This window comes from Azospirillum himalayense, from assembly GCF_042657465.1.
Taxonomy (GTDB): domain Bacteria; phylum Pseudomonadota; class Alphaproteobacteria; order Azospirillales; family Azospirillaceae; genus Azospirillum; species Azospirillum himalayense.
This window is the reverse complement of record NZ_JBHSLC010000112.1, coordinates 35,081-54,967: the sequence shown is the minus strand read 5'-3', so window position 1 is coordinate 54,967 and position 19,887 is coordinate 35,081. Positions and strand designations below refer to the sequence as shown.

The 19,887-nt window shown below is 71.6% G+C and carries 18 protein-coding genes; 9 read left to right on the top strand and 9 right to left on the bottom strand.

The features are described from left to right. Positions 1 to 7: 7 nt before the first annotated feature. From ACFPMG_RS30655 to ACFPMG_RS30615, 9 genes are all read right to left on the bottom strand, one after another. On the bottom strand, positions 8 to 889 hold the full coding sequence (locus tag ACFPMG_RS30655; RefSeq protein ID WP_376999338.1) for a DotU family type IV/VI secretion system protein: 882 nt from the start codon (positions 887 to 889) through the stop codon (positions 8 to 10). 8 nt (positions 890 to 897) lie between these two features. Then, positions 898 to 2,241: a type VI secretion system baseplate subunit TssK gene (gene tssK, locus ACFPMG_RS30650; protein WP_376999336.1), complete on the bottom strand. Its 1,344-nt coding sequence runs from the start codon at positions 2,239 to 2,241 to the stop codon at positions 898 to 900. Positions 2,242 to 2,268: 27 nt separating this feature from the next. After that, complete coding sequence (locus ACFPMG_RS30645) at positions 2,269 to 2,700, bottom strand: hypothetical protein (RefSeq protein ID WP_376999334.1); 432 nt, start codon at positions 2,698 to 2,700, stop codon at positions 2,269 to 2,271. 35 nt (positions 2,701 to 2,735) lie between these two features. Then, a complete protein-coding gene (locus tag ACFPMG_RS30640) occupies positions 2,736 to 3,488 on the bottom strand; it encodes an SPOR domain-containing protein (RefSeq protein ID WP_376999332.1) in 753 nt (250 codons plus the stop codon). Between the two features lie 217 nt (positions 3,489 to 3,705). Continuing rightward, on the bottom strand, positions 3,706 to 4,224 hold the full coding sequence (locus tag ACFPMG_RS30635) for an SPOR domain-containing protein (RefSeq protein ID WP_376999330.1): 519 nt from the start codon (positions 4,222 to 4,224) through the stop codon (positions 3,706 to 3,708). Between the two features lie 10 nt (positions 4,225 to 4,234). Next, positions 4,235 to 4,798, bottom strand: a complete 564-nt coding sequence (locus ACFPMG_RS30630; RefSeq protein ID WP_376999328.1) for a lytic transglycosylase domain-containing protein — start codon at positions 4,796 to 4,798, stop codon at positions 4,235 to 4,237. Positions 4,799 to 4,995: 197 nt separating this feature from the next. After that, on the bottom strand, positions 4,996 to 7,020 hold the full coding sequence (locus ACFPMG_RS30625) for a SpoIIE family protein phosphatase (RefSeq protein WP_376999326.1): 2,025 nt from the start codon (positions 7,018 to 7,020) through the stop codon (positions 4,996 to 4,998). Continuing rightward, the gene (locus ACFPMG_RS30620; RefSeq protein ID WP_376999324.1) at positions 7,017 to 8,960 is read right to left on the bottom strand and encodes a hypothetical protein; all 1,944 of its coding nucleotides are present in this window, start codon (positions 8,958 to 8,960) and stop codon (positions 7,017 to 7,019) included. The genes ACFPMG_RS30625 and ACFPMG_RS30620 overlap by 4 nt, the downstream gene beginning before the upstream one ends. Next, positions 8,957 to 9,706, bottom strand: a complete 750-nt coding sequence (locus ACFPMG_RS30615) for a hypothetical protein (protein WP_376999322.1) — start codon at positions 9,704 to 9,706, stop codon at positions 8,957 to 8,959. The genes ACFPMG_RS30620 and ACFPMG_RS30615 overlap by 4 nt, the downstream gene beginning before the upstream one ends. 182 nt (positions 9,707 to 9,888) lie before the next feature. On the opposite strand from ACFPMG_RS30615, the gene ACFPMG_RS30610 reads away from it, so the two are divergent. The 9 genes from ACFPMG_RS30610 to tssH all read left to right on the top strand — a co-directional run bounded on the left by ACFPMG_RS30610 (position 9,889) and on the right by tssH (position 19,886). Beyond that, positions 9,889 to 10,203: a hypothetical protein gene (locus tag ACFPMG_RS30610; protein ID WP_014198567.1), complete on the top strand. Its 315-nt coding sequence runs from the start codon at positions 9,889 to 9,891 to the stop codon at positions 10,201 to 10,203. Positions 10,204 to 10,331: 128 nt separating this feature from the next. After that, positions 10,332 to 10,967, top strand: a complete 636-nt coding sequence (locus tag ACFPMG_RS30605) for a hypothetical protein (RefSeq protein ID WP_353859696.1) — start codon at positions 10,332 to 10,334, stop codon at positions 10,965 to 10,967. Positions 10,968 to 11,135: 168 nt separating this feature from the next. Beyond that, positions 11,136 to 11,672 (top strand): type VI secretion system contractile sheath small subunit, encoded by a 537-nt coding sequence (gene tssB, locus ACFPMG_RS30600; RefSeq protein ID WP_094306710.1) that lies wholly within the window; start codon positions 11,136 to 11,138, stop codon positions 11,670 to 11,672. A gap of 49 nt (positions 11,673 to 11,721) precedes the next feature. After that, the gene (tssC, locus tag ACFPMG_RS30595) at positions 11,722 to 13,191 is read left to right on the top strand and encodes a type VI secretion system contractile sheath large subunit (protein WP_040134770.1); all 1,470 of its coding nucleotides are present in this window, start codon (positions 11,722 to 11,724) and stop codon (positions 13,189 to 13,191) included. A gap of 38 nt (positions 13,192 to 13,229) precedes the next feature. Next, the gene (locus ACFPMG_RS30590; protein WP_109071735.1) at positions 13,230 to 13,745 is read left to right on the top strand and encodes an Hcp family type VI secretion system effector; all 516 of its coding nucleotides are present in this window, start codon (positions 13,230 to 13,232) and stop codon (positions 13,743 to 13,745) included. 177 nt (positions 13,746 to 13,922) lie between these two features. Then, complete coding sequence (gene tssE, locus ACFPMG_RS30585) at positions 13,923 to 14,396, top strand: type VI secretion system baseplate subunit TssE (RefSeq protein ID WP_376999317.1); 474 nt, start codon at positions 13,923 to 13,925, stop codon at positions 14,394 to 14,396. 14 nt (positions 14,397 to 14,410) lie between these two features. Continuing rightward, positions 14,411 to 16,207, top strand: coding sequence for a type VI secretion system baseplate subunit TssF (tssF, locus tag ACFPMG_RS30580; RefSeq protein ID WP_376999315.1), 1,797 nt, complete (start codon positions 14,411 to 14,413; stop codon positions 16,205 to 16,207). After that, positions 16,171 to 17,274, top strand: coding sequence for a type VI secretion system baseplate subunit TssG (tssG, locus tag ACFPMG_RS30575; RefSeq protein WP_376999313.1), 1,104 nt, complete (start codon positions 16,171 to 16,173; stop codon positions 17,272 to 17,274). Before tssF ends, tssG begins: the two co-directional genes overlap by 37 nt. Next, positions 17,271 to 19,886 carry a type VI secretion system ATPase TssH gene (gene tssH, locus ACFPMG_RS30570; protein ID WP_376999311.1) on the top strand — a complete coding sequence of 872 codons (2,616 nt, stop codon included), beginning with the start codon at positions 17,271 to 17,273 and terminating at the stop codon, positions 19,884 to 19,886. The genes tssG and tssH overlap by 4 nt, the downstream gene beginning before the upstream one ends. Position 19,887: the final 1 nt, after the last annotated feature.

Sequence of the window (19,887 nt, the reverse complement as noted above, 5' to 3'; positions counted from 1 at the left end):
TCTCCCGTCAGCGGGTCACGCGGACCGATGCCTGAAGCACCGCGTCCGCCGCGTTGGAAAGCTGTGCGGTGGACATCCACCAGAGCGCTTGACCCAGCACCAGCCACAGCCCGGCGATGGCCCCTAGGACCAGCGGCCAGCGCGGCCCGCGCGCCAGCGTGCGCGCCTTGCCGTCGGTCAGCGTGCAGGCGTAGGCGGCCGGGATCAGCGTGCGCCCGCCGGGCAGCACCCCGGCGCCCAGCTCGGACTCGCGGCCGGCGATGAATTCGAACAGGCGGGCGCTGTAGTCGCGCAGGGTGGACTCGCCGCCCGGCACCCGGCAGCGCCCCTTGAAGCCCATGCCGAGCACGCAGAGATAGACCGCCGCGAGCTGGACCAGCCGCCGGTCGTTGCTGGCGAGCAGCGCCTCCATGCGGTCGAACACCCGCTCGCCGGCCAGCCGGGTTCGGAACACCGCCTGCTCCAGCAGCACGCTGCGCCACAGCTCCCGCCCGTTCCACTCCACGTCGTGGATGAACAGGTCGTCGGCCAGCGCCGCCATGGCGTATTGCGCCTCGCGGTGCTGGCTGATCATCAGGTCGGTGCCGGTGCGCCCGACCTGGACCGCCTGCGCCTCCAGGAAGTCCTGAAGGCGGCGGATGATGATCTCGGCGTCGGGCTCCAGCGCCAGGGCCGGGACCGCCGCGGCGGCACCGCGGGGCGCCGGGATCGCCAGGGCGTCCTCGGTCAGGAAGGCCGGCAGGCTGTCCGCCGTCTCCCCAGCGGCGCCTTCGGGCTTCGCGGCGGCGGCGGGACGACCCGCCCCGACCGCGGCGCGGTGCTTCCGGAGTTCCCGCGCGAAGGCGAGGAAGTGATCGACCAAGTCCCGGCGGTGCAGCATGGCGGTCATTCCCAGCCTCAGGCGCTGACGAAGAGGGTGATCTCGACGGGGCGGAAGCGGCTGCCCAGCGAGTCCGGATTCCAGATCTCCAGCCGCTCGCCGGGGACGATGTAGCGGGGATCGACCTTGATCTCGAACGGCACCACGCCGCGCGGGGCGGCCACCCCGCCCTCGCCGCTGTCGTCCAGCGCGACGCGCTCCGCCCCCTTGACGCGCAGGCCGGACAGCGTCTCCAGCCGCGAGCGGGAAGCGACGATGCAGTTCTCCATCCAGGCGGCGACCTCGCTGACCGGGGCGGAGGCCGGGCCGCGCACGCCGACGACCAGCCGGCCCTTCAGCCAGGCCTCGTCCATCGGCAGCCCGAACATGCCGTCCTCGAAGGTGAAGGGGATGCGGGCGACGCCCTCCTTCACGCGGTCGATCATGCGCAGGATGAAGTCGCGCACCTCGCCGAAGCTCGCCATCGGGTCGTCGTGGTCGTAGCGCGACAGCTTGGCCGGCACGGCGCCGCTGGCGAAGGCCGACAGGTGCCCGGCCAGCGTGCACAGCGACATGTAGACGTCGAAGGGGTGGCAGACGCCGACGCCGAGCTGCGCCTCCAGCGGCGGCAGGCCGGTGACGAGGCTGCGGATCTCCGCCCGCGCCGCCTCGGCCAGCTCGGTCGCCGGGTTCCCGTTGCCGACGCCGGAGCGCTCGGCCAGGAACAGCGCCTTCTCGCGCACGCGCCGCACCACCTCCGCCCCCAGCCGGCCGAGCGGCGCGTTGGCGGCGACGGTCAGCGCCGGCGGCACGAAGTCGGTCAGCACGAAGGCGTCGTTGCGGAAGGTCGCCTGCGCGATCGGCATCGAGACGAACTTCTGCGGCGGCTTCTGCGTCGGGCCGGTGGTGGCGAACAGGGCCAGCCGCGGGCGCAGCCGGGCGATCGACAGCTCCTCCCCGCCATGCTGGTCGGCGACCGGCGCGCCCTCGACCGAGACGTAGCGCGGCGTTTCCCCCGGCCCCGGCGCGCGGTCGCCGCGGGCGGCGGGAACGATCAGGTGGATGGTGATCTGCGTCTGCCCCACCGGGTCGGCGTAGGCGGAGATGTCCACCTCCAGCGGCTCGTCGATCCCGGCGCGGTAGTCCACGACGAGTCCGTCGGGCAGGATCGCCTCCAGCTCCCGCACCTGGACCAGCCCGGAGACGAGCTGCACGCGGTCGACCTGGAGATGGACGACGCCCCAATGGAAGGGCCGCGCCTGCCGGACATGGTAGGTCAGCTGCCGCTCGTGCCGCAGCGCCTGCTGCTGGAAATGCTGCGGGGCCAGCAGCATCCCGTCGTGCCAGTCGATGGCGTCGGGAATGTCGCGCGCCTCGGTCATTCGGCCCTCACGGAGAAGGAAAGAACATCACGGAACCAGTTCGACATCCTTGTCCCCGGCGGTGAGGGTCAGCGTTCGTGTGTCGGGCACGCGCAGGCGGTGCGGCCCCGGCGTGGAATAGTTGGCGAAGACCAGCAGTGCCCAGGCCGGCTCGCCCGGCGGAAGGTCCGTCTTCAGCGTCTGGCCGGGGACCAGCTCCCAGCTCGTCACGCCGAGCGTGGTCGGATGGTCGCGCATGGACTGCTCACGCTGGCCGAACCACTCCGCGGCGGTCAGCGCGCCCAGCTTGTCCACCAGCGCCTTGTCGCGGACGGCAACGAGGTCGATGGCGACCGGGGTGGTGTCGTTGGCGGCGGGGGCGACCGTGAAGGACACGCTGTCCAGCGCGGCGCGCGGCTTCTCGGCGCAGCCGGCGGCGAGCAGCGCCAGCGCCAGGGCGCCGGCCGTTCCCAATCGCATTCCCATTCGTTTTCCGTTCACCGGAATCATGGCGTTCAACGCTCTCCCGCATCGGCAAGGGTGACGACGGTTCCGGACACGCCGTTGGCCCGCATGAGCGCGTCGAGCGCGCGGGCGGCCTCGTCGGCGGCGACGTAGCGCCCGGTGCGCACGGCGTAGGGGGCGTTGCCGCCGGGCAGCGGCGCGAAATCAACCGTGCCGCGCACGCCGCGCTGGGCGGCGGCGGCGGCGAAGGACTCCGCGTTGGCAGGCGTGGCGAAGCGCCCGAGTTCGATGGCGTAGTGGCGGACCGGCGCCGGGCCATCCTCCTTCAGGGCGTCCAGCCGGTCGTTCAGCGTGTCCTCGACGACGCCTTCCACGCTGTTGCCGGCGAATTCGGTGACGCGGTAGGCGGATTTCTCGATGACGTGGGCGGCGGTGCCCGCCATCCAGCCGGGCAGGAAGCGGCGGGCCGCGTCCGCGGCGCTGCGGGTCACCGGCTCGGTCGCCGAAATCGCCCGTCCGCGCGCCTCGTCGCTGAAGATGTCGGCCGTCTCGATCACGCCCTGGCGGGCCTCGAAGCTGTCGGCGATGTTGCTCCGTGCCATCGCGCCCAGTCCGCCGCCAGCGGCGGGCGCCGCGGCAGACGCGGCGGCTGGAGCGGAGACCGACGCCATGGGCGCGTCACCGCTGCCGGTCAGAATCAGCGCCGCCATCACCGCGCCGAGCAGGAGGGCCACGACGGTTAGCACGGCGACGCCGGCGGCCAGAGCCGCCACCTGCCATCGTCCGAGCGTGATCGTGGTCATCGCGGGAATTCCTGGGGAAGAAACCGTCGGGCGGACCGCTCGCCGTGCAGGGTGGCGGCCCAGCCTGATAGAAGCATCCCGGCGGCCCAAATCCGCGCGCTGTCTGGTTCGTTCTGGCGTAGTCCGGCGGGGGTTTCGCGGCGATGGACCGGAAGCCCACCCCGTCCTGCGGAGAAGCCCGCAAATCCGGCGGGTTACCCCCTTGGTCCGAACTGGATCATTCGCCGCCGCCGGCCTTCGCGGGCTGGGCGGCGGCAAGCGGCTCCTCGACCACCACGCCGCCGATCCCGGCGGTCCGCTCGAAGGACGGGCGGCGCGCCTCGGCCTGCCAACGGTCGGCGAAGGCGCCGGCGCGCACGCGGTGCCATTGCCCGCCGGCGGCGTCCATGGTCTCCACGATCTCCACCGGAAGGCCCCGCCCGGCCAGCGCCGCCGCGAAATCCTGGGCGTTCCCGGCGGAGCGGAAAACGCCGAGTTCGATGGAGAAGCGCGCCGTCGCTGCCTTCACGGCAGCGACCGGACGGACCGGGACGGCGGCCGGAGCAGCCTTCTCCGGCTCGGCCTTCGCCGCATCCTGCGGTGCGGCGGCGGCGGGCGTGGCGGGCGCTGCCTTCGCCTCGGCGGGCGCGGGGTCCTCCGCGCCTCCCGGCACGCTGCCCCCGGCCAGGAAATAGCCGCCCGCGAAGGCCACCAGGAGGAGGAGCAGCGCCAGCACGCCGACCAGGAGTTTCTTCATGGCACCGCGCTCACGATTCCGGGCCGCCGCACAGCCGGCGCATCTCCGCCGTCTCGCGCTGATAGCCGAGCCGCACCCGCCGGTCGAGCACGAGGCAAAGGTAGGTGTCCTGCGCCGTCGGGTCGCTGGCGTGGTAGCGGCGCACCGCCTCCGTCCAGGAGCCGTGGCGGTCGTACAGCTCCCGCAGGAAGCGGGCGGCATAGGCGACGTTGACCGCGGGGTCGAGCATGTCCTCGCCCCCCGCGAAGGAACCGGCGTGCCAGCGCGTGTGGATCTGCATGCAGCCGACCGCCACGTCGCCGCGCAGGCCCCCCTCGCCGTCCTGCATCAGCCGCAGCGCCTCGCGCCGCGTCGACGGATAGTGCGGGCGCCCCGAGACGTTCAGCGCCCAGGGCCAGGGCATCCCGGCCCGCCCGGATTCCACGACGCTCATGGCGTGCAGAATGCCCGGAGGAATGCCGTAGAGCGCCTCCCCGTTGCGGAGGTAGCGGCTGCATTGGAACAGCGCCGGTCCACCGTCGGACGCCGGGGCCAGTTCCGCCGCCGCCGGACCGGCAAGCAGGGCGCCCATCATTCCCAGAACACCGGCGAAAAGGCGCCCCGCCCGCCAACCCCTCTCCCGCCCCGGGAGAGGGAGGGGCCCGCCGCGTCGCGGCGGGAGGGTGAGGGTGCGGCCAAGAATCCGCGCCACCATCCTTGCACGACCCTCACCCGGCGCCATTGGCGCCACCCTCTCCCGGGACGGGAGAGGGAATGGAGGTCCGCCGGCCCTCATGCCCGCACCCGCAGGGCGACGCACAGCCGGTCCACCGCCATCGCGGCGCCGCCGCCATGCTCGGCCAGCCCGGCGGACACCGCCGCGGTGACGCTGGCGGCGGACAGGTCGTCGAGGTTGCCGAGGATGCCGCTCAGCCGCGCCCGCCCGAAGGCGACGCCGAAGCGGTTCTCGCCGTCCAGCAGCCCGCCGTTGCACAGCACCAGAGTCGAGGGCACCGGCAGGTCGAGCGCGGTCTCCACCGCCGTCATCACGGGATCGAGGCCGAGCGGCGGGTTTGCCGCCACCGGCAGATCCACCACATCGCCGAAGCGTCGCAGCAGGAAGGGCTCCGGCACGCCCGCGGCGGCAAAGACCAGCCGGCGCGAGCGCGGCGACACGATGCCCATGGCGAGCCCGATCGACAGGCCCGCGGCGTTGTCCGCCGCCAGCAGCCGGTTTGCACCGGTCAGGCAGGCCGCCGGCCCGAGCCCGGCCGCCGCGAGCGTCCGCAGCGCGGCGCGCGCCGTCACCGTCATGAAGCCCGCCGCCAGCCCGCCGCCCGACACCTGCCCGATCAGCACCGCCAGCGACCCGTCCGCCGTCAGGAAAAAATCGTAGAAGCTGCCGTCGAATTCCGCCGCCGGTCGCATCAGGCCCGACGCCTCCAGATCGGGGGCCGTGGTCAGGTCGGGTGGCAGGATCGCCGCCTGCATGCGCCGGGCGATCTCAAACTGCTTCTGCAGTTCCACAAGCTCGGTGCGGGTGTCCAGCGCGGACTGAAGCTGCCGGACCATGGCGTCGAGCGCGGTGTGCTGGTCACGCACGCGCTCCGCCATCACCTCGAAGGCGACGGCGAGCGCGCCGGGATCGTCGGTGCGGGCGCAGGGCGTCCTGCCCTCCGACGCGGCCTCGATGCGGGCGAGGTCGGCGAGGAGTTCCCGCCGGCCCTGCTCCGGCAGGGTTTCGGACAGGCGCAGCATCTGACGGCGGATGAAGGACTGCTGGCGCAGCCAGTGACGGGCGCGCCGCTCCTCGGCGTCGCGCAGCGCGCGGCTGCGGCTGCGGAAGACCTCCACGGTGCGGGCGAGTTGCCCGGCTTCGTCGGTGCGCTCCGCCCCCAGCACGGCGACGCCGGTGTCACCCGCCGCCAAAGCCGACAAGGCGGACATCGAGGCGTAGACCGGCGTGAAGACCCGCCGGAAATACCAGTCCAGCCCCAGCGTTCCCGCCACCAGCACCATCAGCACCACCAGAATAGCCGAACTGTCCAGCAGGCTGTCCGCCATGGCGGCGAGCGTGGTCTCGCGCACGGTGACGAGGTACAGCGTGCCGTCCCCCTCGGTGCCGGCCACCTTGGGCAGGCGCAGCTTGCGCACGCCGTAGCCGCGGGCGCCGATGGTCGCTTGCGCCTCCTCGCCACGCTCCGCGGCGGGACGCACATCGGCCCAGGCCAGCGGCCCGGCGTGGCCGTACAACGTGCCGTCGCTGCCGACCAGGAAGGCGGAGCCGCCGAGGACGCCGGCCAGAGCCTCCAGGCTGCCCGTCAGCGGACGGATGGCGACCAGCGCCCGGTCGGCCGGCCGCTGCGCGCCGAAGGGGCGGGCGAGCAGAAGCTGGGCGGCACCGCCGGTCAGCACCAGACCGTCCTGCGTGTCGTTGCGGGCCAGCACCTGCCCGATGCGCCGTTCGTCGAGAAGGCGGATCGGCTGGTCGGCCGGGACGGCGAGCAGGGTCTGCCCCGCGCCGTTGACCACCGTCACCGCGGTAAACCCCAGCGCGCCGAGCCGCTCCATCGCCGCTGCGGCGTTGCCGCGCTCCAGCGCTTCGGTGAGGCGGGGATCGCCCACCGCCACCCGAGCGGCCGCGGCGGACTGGTCGAGCAGCCCTTCCCACAGCCGCAGGGTCAGCCGCCCCTCATCCTCGGCGTGACGGGTGGCGCCGCTCTCGATGCGCAGCAGCGCGAAGACGGCGGCGGTGACGAGCACGGCGAGGACCACCGCGGCGGCGGCCACCGTCATGCGCTGGCGAAGACCGGTCATCGCGCGGCCTCCCCTTCGACCGGAACGCGCCGGCGTGGCGTGGCGTGGCGCCACAGGGCCAGCGCCAGCGGCGGCAGCGCGGCGATCCCGGCGAGCATGGCGAGGGAGGGCAGCGTTCCGGCGGCCACCACCGTGTTGCTCCCGCCGGACAGCCACAGCACGCCGAGCGTTCCGGCCAGGGTCAGCGCGGCGCGGACCGCGGTCAGCCCACCCCAGTTCCCCGACGCCGCGAATCCCGCATGGCCGGCGCCAAGCGCCGCGGCGATGCCCAGCGCGACGGCCGTTCCCGGCTCCACCGGACCGAGCGCCAGGAGAAGCCCGACCGCCGCCGTCGCACCCAAACTCAGCAGCCCCACAGCCCACCGCGGCACCAGCACCGCGACCAGCGCGGCGGCCAGCCAAGCCGGGGTGGCGTGCAGCCAGAAGAGTTCCGCGACCCGGCGGGCGTCCATCGCCCCACCGCCGTCGGCCCGGCTCAACACCGCCAAGGCCAGCGCTGTGACCAGCCACAGCCCCCAACCCTTGGGACGCAGCGTCCCGTCCGCCCACCAACGGTCCACCGCCAGCAGAGCGCGGAGGGTCACGCGCGGCAGCGTCAGACCACTCCGCCGCTCCAGCCGGACGGCGGCCAGCAGACCGGCCAATCCGAACAGCACCGCGCCGGCCATGAGAACGCCCGGCGCGCCACCGCCGATGCACAGGACCGACAACCCCGTCCCGGCGACCAGACCGCCCGCGGCGGACACCGCCGGTCCGGCGCGCAGACTTTCCGCGGCAGGGCGCGCCGCCTGGAAGGGAAGCGCCGCGGAAAGCCCGCCCAGCACCACCCCGCTCAGCCAGACAACCACTCCGTCGCCCAGCCCGTTCAGCAGCGCCCAACCGCCCAGCGCCAGCGCTCCCGCGACGGGTGCGCGGCGGCCGAGCGCGAAGGCGAGCGGAACCGCCGCGGCCATGCCCAGAACCACCCCGCCAAGCGCGATGCCCGCCGGCAGGTGCCGCGCCGCCATGGCCGCGGCGGCGGCCGCAACCACACCGGCGCAGAAGGCGGTGGCGTAGGGCAACGATCCGGCGTCCGGTGGCGCCAGCGCGGTCAGCCGGTCGGGCGAGAAGCGGCCCAGCCGCTCGATCCGCTCGATCAGCGGCGCCACCTCCGCCGCGGCGTCCTTGTTGAAGCTGAGGTCGCGCACCTCGGCCAGATAGCTTCGCAGGCGGGCGAAGCGGTCGTTCACGCCGGTCACCACCCGGTTCATCTCGGCCAGCAGAGTGCCGATCAGGCTCTGCTCCACCGGCGGGGCGATGCGGTCGTAGGCGGAGCGCGCGAGGTTGGCCTCCAACGACACCGCCAGCCGCAGCGGCGCCATCACCTGGGCGTTCAGCATGGTGCGCAGCGCCAGCCCGCCGAGCGCCAGCGCGATGCTCAGCGCCACCGCAAAGTCGATCAGGATGCGCGGCGCGTTGGCCGGCTGCGCCACGGCGCTGCGGCCCAAGAGAACTTCGCCCGCCGTCGCGGCGCCCTGGCGAATGGGAAAGCGTTGCAGGACCAGCCCCAGCGCGGACCAATCGGTCTCCGCCGGCACCAGCCGGACCGACAGGTCGGGGCGCGCCGCGTCGGATTTCTGGAACAGTGGGCGCCCGGCCCCGTCCACCACCAGGATCAGCTTGATCTCCGGAAAGACCGCGCCGGCCTCGCCGAGATAGTCGTCCATCCCCGCCATGCGGTCGAGCGGCAGGCCGAGCCCCAGCGCCTTTTCCAGGTCATGGGCAATGCCCGTCCCGACGATCTCGGCGCGGGAGGCGGTTCCCCGGTCGGCCAGCCCCGCCGCGGCGATCAGCGCCGCCGCCAGCGTGGCGAGCCAGGGCACGACCACCACCACCGCCATCAGCGGGATGAAGCGCCGCAACACGCTGCGCTGGGGGAACAGCGTCGCCGGGCGGGTCATCGCAGCACCTCCCCGTCGATGCGGGCGGCCTCGGTCTCCGCCGCGCGCAGCCCAGCCAGGACGGCGGACAGCGCCGGATCGGCGACCGCCACGGCGGGCGCATCGGCCTGGAGCTGCCGCGCCTCGGCGGCGTAGAAGGCCGTCCGCTCCAGAACGGACCGGCAGACACCCGACAGCAGCAGCCGCGTGCCCAGAACGGCAAGGATCGCGATGGCGGCCAGGAAGACGGCGGTGACCGTCGCCGTCTCGCGCAGCGCGGCCAGAACCTCCACCCGCGCGTCCTGCTGCGGGGCGAGGCCCAGCACGGCGCCGGCGGGCTTGCCCAGGGCGTCGGCCACCGGCACGCCGACCAGCACGCCGTCGCGGTCCGCAAGGTCCCACGGCTCCGCCGGCAACCCCGCGGCGCCACCCATCCAGGAAACCGGCACCGGCGTCCCGGCCGCCTGGGCGGTGGCGAACAGCACGGTCCCGCGCGGGTCCACCACATAGAGCCGCAAGCCCCCGCCGCCGGTGGAGGCCACGTCGATCAGCCTTTGCAGGTCGTTCTGGTCGGCGAGCGGAAAGCCGATGGCGGCGCGCTCCGCCGCGCTGGCGGCGACGCGGCTGGCCAGCGCCGACGCGCGCGCGGCGATTTCCGCCGTGTGCGCCTCCGCCACCGCGTTGTGAAAGGCGAACAGCGTGAACGCCTGCCCACCCACGGCGCACAGCCACAAAACAAGCGCCAGACGCCCGAAACCGTAGAGCATGGCCAGCCTCCCAAGGGTCCGGCTATAGCGGCTTTCCACGGGGGCATCCCGTTCAGATTGGCCCAACTTGGTCTGATCTGCTTTTGCCGCTCCCCGGCCCCTGCGATACTCCCCCGACCAACCAGACCAAACAACCAGACCGGCCAACCAGAAGGGACACGCTCCATCATGAACCGGCCATCATGAACCGGGATGCCCGCCTGCACGCGATCCTCGCCCGGCTGCGCAGCGACTCCCCCGGCGAGCGGCTGGCCGCCCTCTCCGCGCTGGAGCGGCTGATGCCCGCCGGGACCTCCCTCTACGAGGTCATCCAGGTCGGGCTGTTCTACACCGACCGCGGCACCGTCGCCCCCTCGCTGGTCGAGGAGGTGGACCGCCTGCGTGGCGAGGCGCAGGAGGCCACGCGGCGGGAGGAGCGGCAACGCCGCCGCGTCCGGGCGCTGGAAACCGGCATCCGCGCCGTGATGGAGGAATTCCGCGGCGGCAAGGACGCCTGACCGCCTTCGCTCCGCAACGGACGCAGTTCCGGCGGCGTGACTCCGGGAGTGGACCAACAAGGCGTTCCGCGGCGGGCCGCCATCGCACACCTTGCGGGGCAATACCGCCGTGCGTACCCGGAGGCCCTTTGCCCACCATCACAGCACCCTGTCAGCATGCCCTTTACGCCGCCGTGGACTCCGCGGCGGCGGCGCGCGGCATGACGGTGCCCGCCCTGATCCGCTCCTGCCTGACGCTGGTCGGGCCGGAAGCGCTGACCCATCTGCCCGATCCCGGCAGCCCCGAGCCGGTGGACGTCTCCCACCGCACCGTGACGCTGAAGAACGGCGGAACCCGCCGCGTGCGGGTGGTGCCGAAGCTGCGGGTGCGCCACGCCACGCCGCTGGACGCGGCGACCGTGCGCAAGGCCGCCTGGGTCGCCGCCACCATCGGCAACGACGACGGCGCGCACCTCATCACCGCGGGCGAGCTGAACGCCGTGGAAAGCGAGATGAGCCGCTGCCGCCTGCGGCTGGAGCAGCTGACGGCTGCGCTGGAGACGCTGGCCTTCCGCCCGCTGCGCCAGCCGATCCGCAAGCCCTGGCAGGCCACCTACGTGCTGGGCTTCACCCACGAATGGGGGCTGGACACGCAGACGGTCAACAGCCGCTTCCGCACGCTGGCCCCGATCTTCCATCCCGACACCGGCCTGCTCTCCAGCGCCGAGCGGATGAGTCAACTACTGGAGGCCCGCAACTTCCTCTTGCAGCACCTTCGAAGCTGAGCGGGCGATGCTTCGTACGCCGGACATTCCCTCCGAAACGGAGGTGTTCCGGGGCGATGTCGTCCAATTGGGGTCCATCTCGGCTGGCCTCCGCGGGGGTGCCTTTCGAATGATGGCGAAGCTCGACAGCCGGCGCGCGACGCGCACAACCCTATGAGGTCGTCAGATATGAGCGAGAGCAGTCAGAAGAAGTTGGAGCGCGTCCGCCCGCCGCGGGTGAAGCTCACCTACGAGGTCCACACCGGTGGCGCCCAGGAGATGAAGGAGCTGCCCTTCCTGGTCGGCATCCTGGCCGACCTCAGCGGCAAGCCGGAGAAGCCCCTTCCCAAGCTGAAGGAGCGCAAGTTCGTCGAGATCGACCGCGACAACTTCAACGACGTGATGGCCTCCGTCGGCCCGCGCCTCGCCTTCCAGGTGGACAACAAGCTGCAGGAGGATGGCGGCAAGCTGAACATCCTGCTGAACATGCGCCACATGGACGATTTCCAGCCGGTGGAGGTGCTGAAGCAGGTGCCGACGCTGAGCCGCCTGTTCGAAGCCCGGCAGAAGCTGTCGGACCTGCTGGCCAAGCTGGACGGCAACGACGAGCTGAACGGCCTGCTGAACGACGTCATCACCAGCACCGAACAGCAGGACGAGCTGAAGAAGCTCCTCGGCCCGGTGGCCGGCACCCCGGCCGGCGAGCCCGCGGGCGAGCCCGCCTGATCCCCCCTCCCGGTAAGCCCAACCAGAACCCCCTTCACGGAGCGAACAGGTGAGCACGGAAACGTCCGTTGAGAGCGCCGCCAGTCTGTCCCTGCTCGACCGCATGATGGTCGAAGGCAAGATGGCGCGCGAGGAGGGCCAGCGGCCCTACGCCCGCGACCTTCTGACCGAATTCGTCGACCAGGTCCTCGCCGAGACCGGCGATGCCTCCGCCATCGACGTGGTCGAGGCGATCAACCAGCGCATCGCGCAGATCGACGAGCTGATCAGCGACCAGCTGAACGAGGTCATGCACCACCCCGACTTCCAGAAGCTGGAAGGCACGTGGCGCGGTCTCAACTACCTCGTCATGAACACCGAGACCTCGACGACGCTGAAGCTGCGCGTCCTCAACGTCTCCCGCAAGGACCTTCAGAAGGACCTGGACAGCGCGGTCGAGTTCGACCAGAGCGCCATGTTCAAGATGGTCTACGAGGCCGAATACGGCACGCTGGGCGGCACGCCCTACAGCATGCTGGTCGGCGATTACGAGTTCGGCCGCCACCCGCAGGACATCTCCCTGCTGGAGAAGATGTCGAACCTCGCCGCCGCCGCCCACGCGCCGTTCATCAGCGCCGTGTCGCCGGCGATGTTCGACATGGAGAACTTCGGCGAGCTGGGCGCCCCGCGCGACCTCTCGAAGATCTTCGAGACGGCCGAGATGGTGAAGTGGCGGTCCTTCCGCGCGTCGGAGGACTCCCGCTACGTCTCGCTGACCATGCCGCACGTCTTGATGCGCCTGCCCTACGGCCCGAACACCGTTCCGGTCGAAGGCATGAACTTCGTCGAGGACACCGACGGCCGCGATCATTCCAAGTACCTGTGGGGCAACGCCTCCTGGGCACTGGCCGCGCGCATCACCGACAGCTTCGCCAAGCACGGCTGGACCGCGGCCATCCGCGGCGTCGAAGGCGGCGGCAAGGTCGAGGGTCTGCCCAGCCACACCTTCAAGACCGACGAAGGCGACATCGCCCTGAAGTGCCCGACGGAGATCGCCATCACCGATCGCCGTGAGAAGGAGCTGAACGACCTCGGCTTCATCTCGCTGGTCCACTGCAAAAACACCGATTACGCGGCGTTCTTCAGCGGCCAGACCACCAACAAGCCGAAGGTCTACAACACCGACGAGGCCAACGCGAACGCCCGCATCTCCGCGATGCTGCCGTACATGCTGGTGTCGTCGCGCTTCGCCCATTACCTGAAGGTGATGCTGCGCGACAAGATCGGCGCCTTCCTGACGCGCAACAACATCACGGACCACCTGAACACCTGGATCGCCAACTACGTCCTTCTGGACGACGAGGCGTCGCAGGGCACGAAGGCCCGTTTCCCGCTGCGCGAGGCCCGCATCGACGTCTACGACGTGCCGGGCCGTCCGGGCGTCTACCGCGCCAACATCTTCCTGCGTCCGCATTTCCAGCTCGAAGAGCTGTCGGCCTCCATCCGCATGGTCGCCGAACTGCCGGCGCCGGAAGCCTGATCCCCTCCCCCCGAACGCATCGTCCGGAGTAAATCCGCATGTCTATGATCATTCTCGATATCCCCAACGTCCAGGGGGAGTCCGCGGTGGAGATCGCCGGGGGCGTGGTGTTCAAGGACATGATCCTGTGCGAATCCCTGTCGCAGGACATGACCGTCGAAATGGAAGTGTCGACCAACGCCCGCCGCACGGTCCACACCCCGAAGGTCGAGAACATCACGCTCGAGCGCAAATGGGACCGGGCCTCGCCCAAGCTGATCTCGCTGCTGCTGCGCTCGGCCAACTCCGACACGGCGAAGAAGCAGTGGACCATCCATTGCCTGAAGCCGATCGGCGACACCCACCAGTGGGGCGAGTTCCTGACGATCGAGCTGACCAACCCGCTGATCGCCAAGCACAGCCTGAGCGTCAACGAGGGCGACACGACCGAGACCATCGAGATCAACGCCACCGAGATCTACTGGACCTACAAGCGCTACACCGAGGAGCAGAAGCACGAAGGCGGTGGCGGCGTGAAGTTCAACCTGCTGAAGGGCACCGTCTCCGACAGCTGAGCCAGCCTCCCCATGATGGGAAACCCTCTCCCCTCTGGGGAGAGGGGAGGGTGAGGGGGTTGTGCATGTCGGCACGTCCGGCACAAGCGCAACCCCCTCACCGGCCCTTCGGGCCATCCTCTCCCCAGAGGGGAGAGGATTACAAAATGGCGTTTCACTCCCCCAACGGACACGGCGATGACCCAGCCCAAGACGATGACCGGCGGACGGTCGCTGCTGTTCGAACGGCTGATCGACTTCGAACCGGACCACCCGACGGGCGACGAGCCGTCCGCCACGGTGCTGTCCATGCCCGACCTCAAGGCGTCGATCCGGCGCGAGGTGGCGCGCATCCTCGACAGCCGCAGCACCGGCACCCGACGCCCCGACCTCGGCGGAACGGCGCTGGAGTATGGGATTTCCGACATCACGCATCTGGACGCCGCTTCCGACGCCGACCGCCGTCAGGTGGAGCGGATGGTGCGGCAGGCCATCATCGATTTCGAGCCGCGGCTGAAGCGCCCGCGGGTGACCGTCAGCGCCGGAACCGGGCGCGGCACCATGGTCACCAGCATCTCAGGCGAGGTCGTGGCGGGCACCGTCACCGAACGGCTGGAATTCGACGTGGGTCTGCGCGGCCCGGCCCCCACCGAGCCAAGCCAGTCCGGCTGAAAGGACGCACCAGGATGCGGCGCGAGGACCTCCTCGACCATTACGAACGCGAGCTTCTCTACGTCCGCCGGGCGGGCGAAGCCTTCGCGCGCAGCTATCCCAAGATCGCGCGCCGCTTGGCGCTGGGACCGGATCAGGCCGCCGACCCCAACGTCGAGCGGCTGATCGAATCCTTCGCCTTCCTGTCGGGCCGCCTGCAACTCAATCTGGAGCGCGAGTTCCCGCGCTTTTCCGAGGCGCTGCTCGGCATCCTGCACCCGCAGATGATCGCGCCGATCCCCGCCATGGGTATCGCGCGGATGGAGCCGACACCCGGCGAGGGGCGGCTGACCGGCGGTTTCCGCGTCCCGCGCGGCACCCCGCTGCACGCCGTGGCCGAGGACAACATCCGCTGCCGCTTCCGCACCGCCTACGACGTGACACTGTGGCCGGTCGCGGTGACCGACGCGGCGGTGGAGCCCGCCGACCGCTACGACTTCCTCGACGGCGCCGCCACCGCCTCGGTGCTGCGGCTGCGGCTGGAGACGCGCAACCAGTCCTTCGAGAATCTGCCGATCGACAAGCTGCGCCTGTTCATCGACGGCGAGACGATCCTCACCTCCGCCCTGCACGAGCTGTTCCTGTGCGGCGTGGTCGAGATCGCCTATGTCCAGCCCGGCAAGCCGCCGGTCCGGCTGCGCGGCGAGAACCTGATCGCCCCCGTGGGCTTCGGTCCGGACGAGACGGTGCTGCCCCATCCCAGGCACGCCCAGCCCGCCTACGGCCTGTTGCAGGAATACTTCGAGTTTCCGCAGAAGTTCGACTTCTACGACCTGCCGCTTCCCCGGGGGCGGCTGTCGGGGGAAGTCGTCGACATCCTGATCGCGGTGTCGCGCCCGCTGCCCAACCGCCTGACCCTGCGCAAGGACAGCTTCGTCCTCGGCTGCACGCCCATCGTCAACCTGTTCAACCGCACCGCGGAGCCGATCCGGCTGAACCACCGGCGCACCGCCTACCGCGTCGTCCCCGACGCCCTGCGCGAGCGGACGACCGAGGTCCACTCCATCCTGGAGGTCAGCGGCCTGCGCGACGGCGACGGCATGCATCACCGCTACGTCCCCCTCTTCTCGCACCAGCACGCCGAGGCCGAGACGGAGCCGCGCGGCTTCTGGCTGGCCGCCCGCGAGCCGACCCAGCGGGAGGACGTGCCGGGCACCGACCTGCATCTCAGCCTGCATCACCTCGACCTGACGCCGACCGACCCGGCGGACGAGACGCTCCTCGTGCGCACCCTCTGCACCAACCGGGCGCTGGCCGAGCAGGTCCCGGCGGGGGCCGCGCTGATGATCGAGGAATCCGCCCCCATCGCCACCATCCGCTGCCTGCACAAGCCGACGCCCGGCCGCCCCGCCCCGGCGGGCGGTTCCTCGGCCTGGAAGCTGATCTCGCACCTGTCGGTCAACCATCTCAGCCTGACCGGCGACGCCGAGGGGCTGCGCGCCCTGCAATCGATCCTGCTGCTGCACGCGCCCGACGATCCGTCCGCCCAGCACCAGATCCGCGGCGTGCAGGGCTTGTCCTCCCGCCCGGTGCTCCACCGCATGGGACAGGACGCCTGGCGCGGCTTCGTGCGCGGCCTGGAGGTCACGGTGGCCCTGGACGAGCGGAACTTCGTCGGCGCCAGCCCGCTGGTCTTCGGCGGCGTGCTCAGCCGCTTCCTCGGGCTCTACGTCAACGTCAACGCCTTCGCCCAGCTTCGGCTGCGCTCGGTGCAACGGGAAGGGGTGTGGAAAGCATGGTCGCGCCTTGCCGGCAGCCAGCCGGTCCTGTGACGGAGCGCCCTCCCCCCTCCTCGGGCCACCCTCCCGCCCTGATCGACCGGCTGGAGACCGAGCCCTGGGGCTTCGACCTGCTGCAGGCCATCGCCCTGCTGGAGCGCGCCGCCCCCGGCTACGCGCCGCTCGGCACCGGCATCGACCCGGAGCAGGAGGCCGTCCGCATCGAGCACGACCCCAGCTTCGTCTTCCCAGCCAGCGACGTCGTCGAGGCGCGGCGGACCGAGGACGGGCGCGGCGTCGTCCGCTCCCCCGTGCTGGGCGTGGCGGGCATAAACGGCCCCCTGCCCTACGTCGCCACCGAACTGCTCGTCGAGCGGGCGGCCCGGCGCGACACGGCGGGCTCGGCCTTCTACGACATCTTCAACCACCGCCTGATGTCGATCTTCTACCGCACCCGTCAGGGCAGCCTGCCCCTGCTGGAGCGCGACCCGGAACGCACCCTGATGGCGCGTGTGCTGCGCGCTCTGGCCGGCATCGGCACGCCCGGCCTGGAGCAGCGTCTGCCCGGCACGCCCGACCGCATGCTGCTGGCCTTTTCCGGCATCCTCGCCAACCGGCGCCGCTCGTCGGCTGGATTGGAGGCGATCCTCGGCGCCGTCTTCCGCGTGAAGGTACGGGTGGAGAGCTTCGTCGGGCGTTGGCTGCCGCTGGACGAGGAAAGCCGGACCTGCATCGGCGGTGGATTCGGCGCGCGCAACAACAGCCTCGGCCGCACCGTCGTGCTGGGCCGCCGCGTCTGGGACCAGCAGAGCTGCTACGCCATCGAACTGACGCTCGACAGCCTGGAGCGCTTTCGCGAGTTCCTGCCCGACGGACGGCACCACCAGACGCTCTGCGCGCTGGCCCGCTTCCACACCGGAGACGGCATGGACTTCCGCATCGTGCTGGTGCTGGAAGCCACCAAGGTGCCGCCGACGCGCCTGTCCACCAAGCCGCCGGAGGGCAGCCGCCTCGGCTGGACCTCCTGGCTGCGGGCGCCGGGCCGCCCGAATTTGAAGGACGGGCGCCTGACCCTCGACCCCGCCCCGCCCGCAACGTCACCCCAGGGAGCCGTCCCGTGACCGCCGACATCAAGTCCCTCATCGGAAAGCTCGACCGCGACGGGCGCAAGGTGCTGGAACGCTCCGCCGCGCTGTGCGTCTCGCAGACCCACTACGACGTCGAGGCGGAACATGTGCTGCTGGCCCTGCTGCGGCTGAAGGACGCCACCGTCGCTGGCATCCTGCGCCATTACGGCGTCGAGGCGGGCCGGCTGGAGACGGAATTGGACGCGGCGCTGGACCGCATCCGCCGCGGCAACAGCCGCACCCCGGCCTTCTCCCCCCGCGTGCCGGAGATGCTGGAGACGGCGCTGCTGATCTCCGTCACCCATCTGGACAGCCCGCAGATCCTTCTCCCGGCCATCCTCTGGGCCGCGGTCGCCTGCGATTCCGTGCGGGCGGTGGTGACGGAGTCCGCCCCCTCCCTGCTCGCCCTGCCGCGCGAGCGCACCGCGTCCGACCTGCCGGAGCTGGTGCGCGTCCTGAAAGAAGGCGGACCGTCCGCCGCTGCATCCGAATCCTCTCCCGCCGCCGCTCCGGTCTCCGCCGCGTCGGACGGGCGGGCCATGCTGGACCAGTACAGCCAGGACCTGACCGCCCAGGCCAAGGCCGGGAAGATCGACCCGGTGATCGGGCGCGACCGCGAGATCCGGCAGGTTATCGACGTGATGATGCGCCGCCGCCAGAACAACCCGATCCTGGTCGGCGACCCCGGCGTCGGCAAGACCGCCATCGTCGAGGGGCTGGCCCTGCGCATCGCGGAGGGCGACGTGCCGCCGCCGCTGCGCGGCATGGTCATCCGCACGCTCGACCTCGGGCTGCTCCAGGCCGGGGCCGGGGTAAAGGGCGAGTTCGAGAACCGGCTGAAGTCGATCATCAAGGAGGTCTCGGCCTCCCCCGTGCCGATGGTCGTCTTCATCGACGAGGCGCACGCGCTGATCGGCGCCGGCGGGGCCGCCGGCCAGGGCGACGCGGCGAACCTGCTGAAGCCCGCCCTGGCGCGCGGCGAGTTCCGCACCATCGCCGCCACCACCTGGGCCGAGTACAAGAAGTATTTCGAGAAGGACCCGGCGCTGGCCCGCCGCTTCCAGCCCGTCTCGGTGCCGGAGCCGGACGAGACGGCGGCGGCGGCCATGCTGCGGGGCCTCGTCCGCCGCTTCGAGGAGCATCACGGGGTCCGCGTGCTGGACGACGGCATCGCCGCCGCGGTCGCCCTGTCCGCCCGCTACATCCCCGCCCGCCAGTTGCCCGACAAGGCGATCAGCGTTCTCGACACCGCCTGCGCCCGCGTCGCCATCGCCCGCAGTTCCAAGCCCGAAGCCATCGAGGCGATGGAGCGCGAGGACGCCATCCTGGCCCGCGAGGCGGAGCGGCTGGAGGCCGAGCCCGGCACTGCCCACCACGCCCGCCTGTCGCAGATTTCGCAACGCCGCGGCGCGCTGGCCCTGGAGAAGGCCGCACTGGACGAACGCTGGACGCGCGAGCGCGACCTTGTCGATGCGGTGGAGGCCGCGTTGAAGGCCGGCCACGCGGTGGAGGCCGCCGCCGCGACGGAAAAGCTGAAAGCGATCCAGGGCGACAGCCCGTTGGTCCCGCACCGGGTGGACGGCGCGGTGGTCGCCGCCGTGGTGTCGAACTGGACCGGCATCCCGGTCGGCTCGATGTCCAAGGACGATCTGGAGGTGGTCGCCACGCTGGAGGACCGCATGGCCGCCCGCGTCATCGGCCAGCCGCAGGCGCTCCAGGCCATCGCGCGGGCCGTGCGCGGCTACCGCGCCGGGCTGGGCGAGCCGCACCGCCCCATCGGCGTCTTCCTGCTGAGCGGCCCGAGCGGCGTCGGCAAGACCGAAACCGCCCTGGCGCTCGCCGAGCTGCTGAACGGCGGCGAGGACAGCCTGATCACCATCAACATGTCGGAGTATCAGGAGGCCCACGCCGTGGCGACCCTGCGCGGCGCTCCTCCGGGCTATGTCGGCTACGGCAGCGGCGGCGTGCTGACCGAGGCGGTGCGCCGCCGCCCCCACGCCGTGGTGCTGATGGACGAGGTCGAGAAGGCCCACCCCGACGTGCTGGACATGTTCTATCAGGTCTTCGACAAGGGCGTGCTGGAGGACGGCGAGGGCGTGGAGGTGGACTTCCGCAACACGCTGATCCTGCTGACCAGCAACCTCGGCGACACGGAGCTGTTCGCTCTGGGCCGCGAGGCGCTCGACGCCGGGCGCATCGGCGAGGCGCGGGAGGAGGGGCTGGCCGCCATCTCCGACGTGCTGCGCCGCCGCTTCCGCCCGGCCTTCCTCGGCCGCCTGTCCGTCGTGCCCTACTACCCGCTGAGCGAGGCGCAGATCCGCCGCATCGTGACGATGAAGCTGGACAAGCTGCAACGCCGCACCGCCGGCAACCGCGGCGCCGAGCTGGCCGTGACCGACGCGGCGGTGGAGGCGCTGGTGCTGCGGGCGCTGAACTCCGACGCCGGGGCGCGCATGATCGACACGCTGCTGTCGGAGTTCGTGGTGCCCGAGGTGGCGATCCGCATCCTCGACCGCGTCGCCGCCGGCCAGCCGGTGGGCCGCATCACCGTGGACCACGGCGCGGACGGCCGCTTCACCGTCGGCGTGGACGGCACGGCGGCCTGAC

What these genes read in the sequence shown, in the direction of transcription:
- ACFPMG_RS30655 (WP_376999338.1), bottom strand. Translation starts at nt 889, where the DNA reads ATGACCGCCATGCTGCACCGCCGGGACTTGGTCGATCACTTCCTCGCC.
- tssK (WP_376999336.1), bottom strand. Translation starts at nt 2,241, where the DNA reads ATGACCGAGGCGCGCGACATTCCCGACGCCATCGACTGGCACGACGGG.
- ACFPMG_RS30645 (WP_376999334.1), bottom strand. Translation starts at nt 2,700, where the DNA reads ATGCGATTGGGAACGGCCGGCGCCCTGGCGCTGGCGCTGCTCGCCGCC.
- ACFPMG_RS30640 (WP_376999332.1), bottom strand. Translation starts at nt 3,488, where the DNA reads ATGACCACGATCACGCTCGGACGATGGCAGGTGGCGGCTCTGGCCGCC.
- ACFPMG_RS30635 (WP_376999330.1), bottom strand. Translation starts at nt 4,224, where the DNA reads ATGAAGAAACTCCTGGTCGGCGTGCTGGCGCTGCTCCTCCTCCTGGTG.
- ACFPMG_RS30630 (WP_376999328.1), bottom strand. Translation starts at nt 4,798, where the DNA reads ATGATGGGCGCCCTGCTTGCCGGTCCGGCGGCGGCGGAACTGGCCCCG.
- ACFPMG_RS30625 (WP_376999326.1), bottom strand. Translation starts at nt 7,020, where the DNA reads ATGACCGGTCTTCGCCAGCGCATGACGGTGGCCGCCGCCGCGGTGGTC.
- ACFPMG_RS30620 (WP_376999324.1), bottom strand. Translation starts at nt 8,960, where the DNA reads ATGACCCGCCCGGCGACGCTGTTCCCCCAGCGCAGCGTGTTGCGGCGC.
- ACFPMG_RS30615 (WP_376999322.1), bottom strand. Translation starts at nt 9,706, where the DNA reads ATGCTCTACGGTTTCGGGCGTCTGGCGCTTGTTTTGTGGCTGTGCGCC.
- ACFPMG_RS30610 (WP_014198567.1), top strand. Translation starts at nt 9,889, where the DNA reads ATGAACCGGGATGCCCGCCTGCACGCGATCCTCGCCCGGCTGCGCAGC.
- tssB (WP_094306710.1), top strand. Translation starts at nt 11,136, where the DNA reads ATGAGCGAGAGCAGTCAGAAGAAGTTGGAGCGCGTCCGCCCGCCGCGG.
- ACFPMG_RS30590 (WP_109071735.1), top strand. Translation starts at nt 13,230, where the DNA reads ATGTCTATGATCATTCTCGATATCCCCAACGTCCAGGGGGAGTCCGCG.
- tssE (WP_376999317.1), top strand. Translation starts at nt 13,923, where the DNA reads ATGACCCAGCCCAAGACGATGACCGGCGGACGGTCGCTGCTGTTCGAA.
- tssF (WP_376999315.1), top strand. Translation starts at nt 14,411, where the DNA reads ATGCGGCGCGAGGACCTCCTCGACCATTACGAACGCGAGCTTCTCTAC.
- tssG (WP_376999313.1), top strand. Translation starts at nt 16,171, where the DNA reads ATGGTCGCGCCTTGCCGGCAGCCAGCCGGTCCTGTGACGGAGCGCCCT.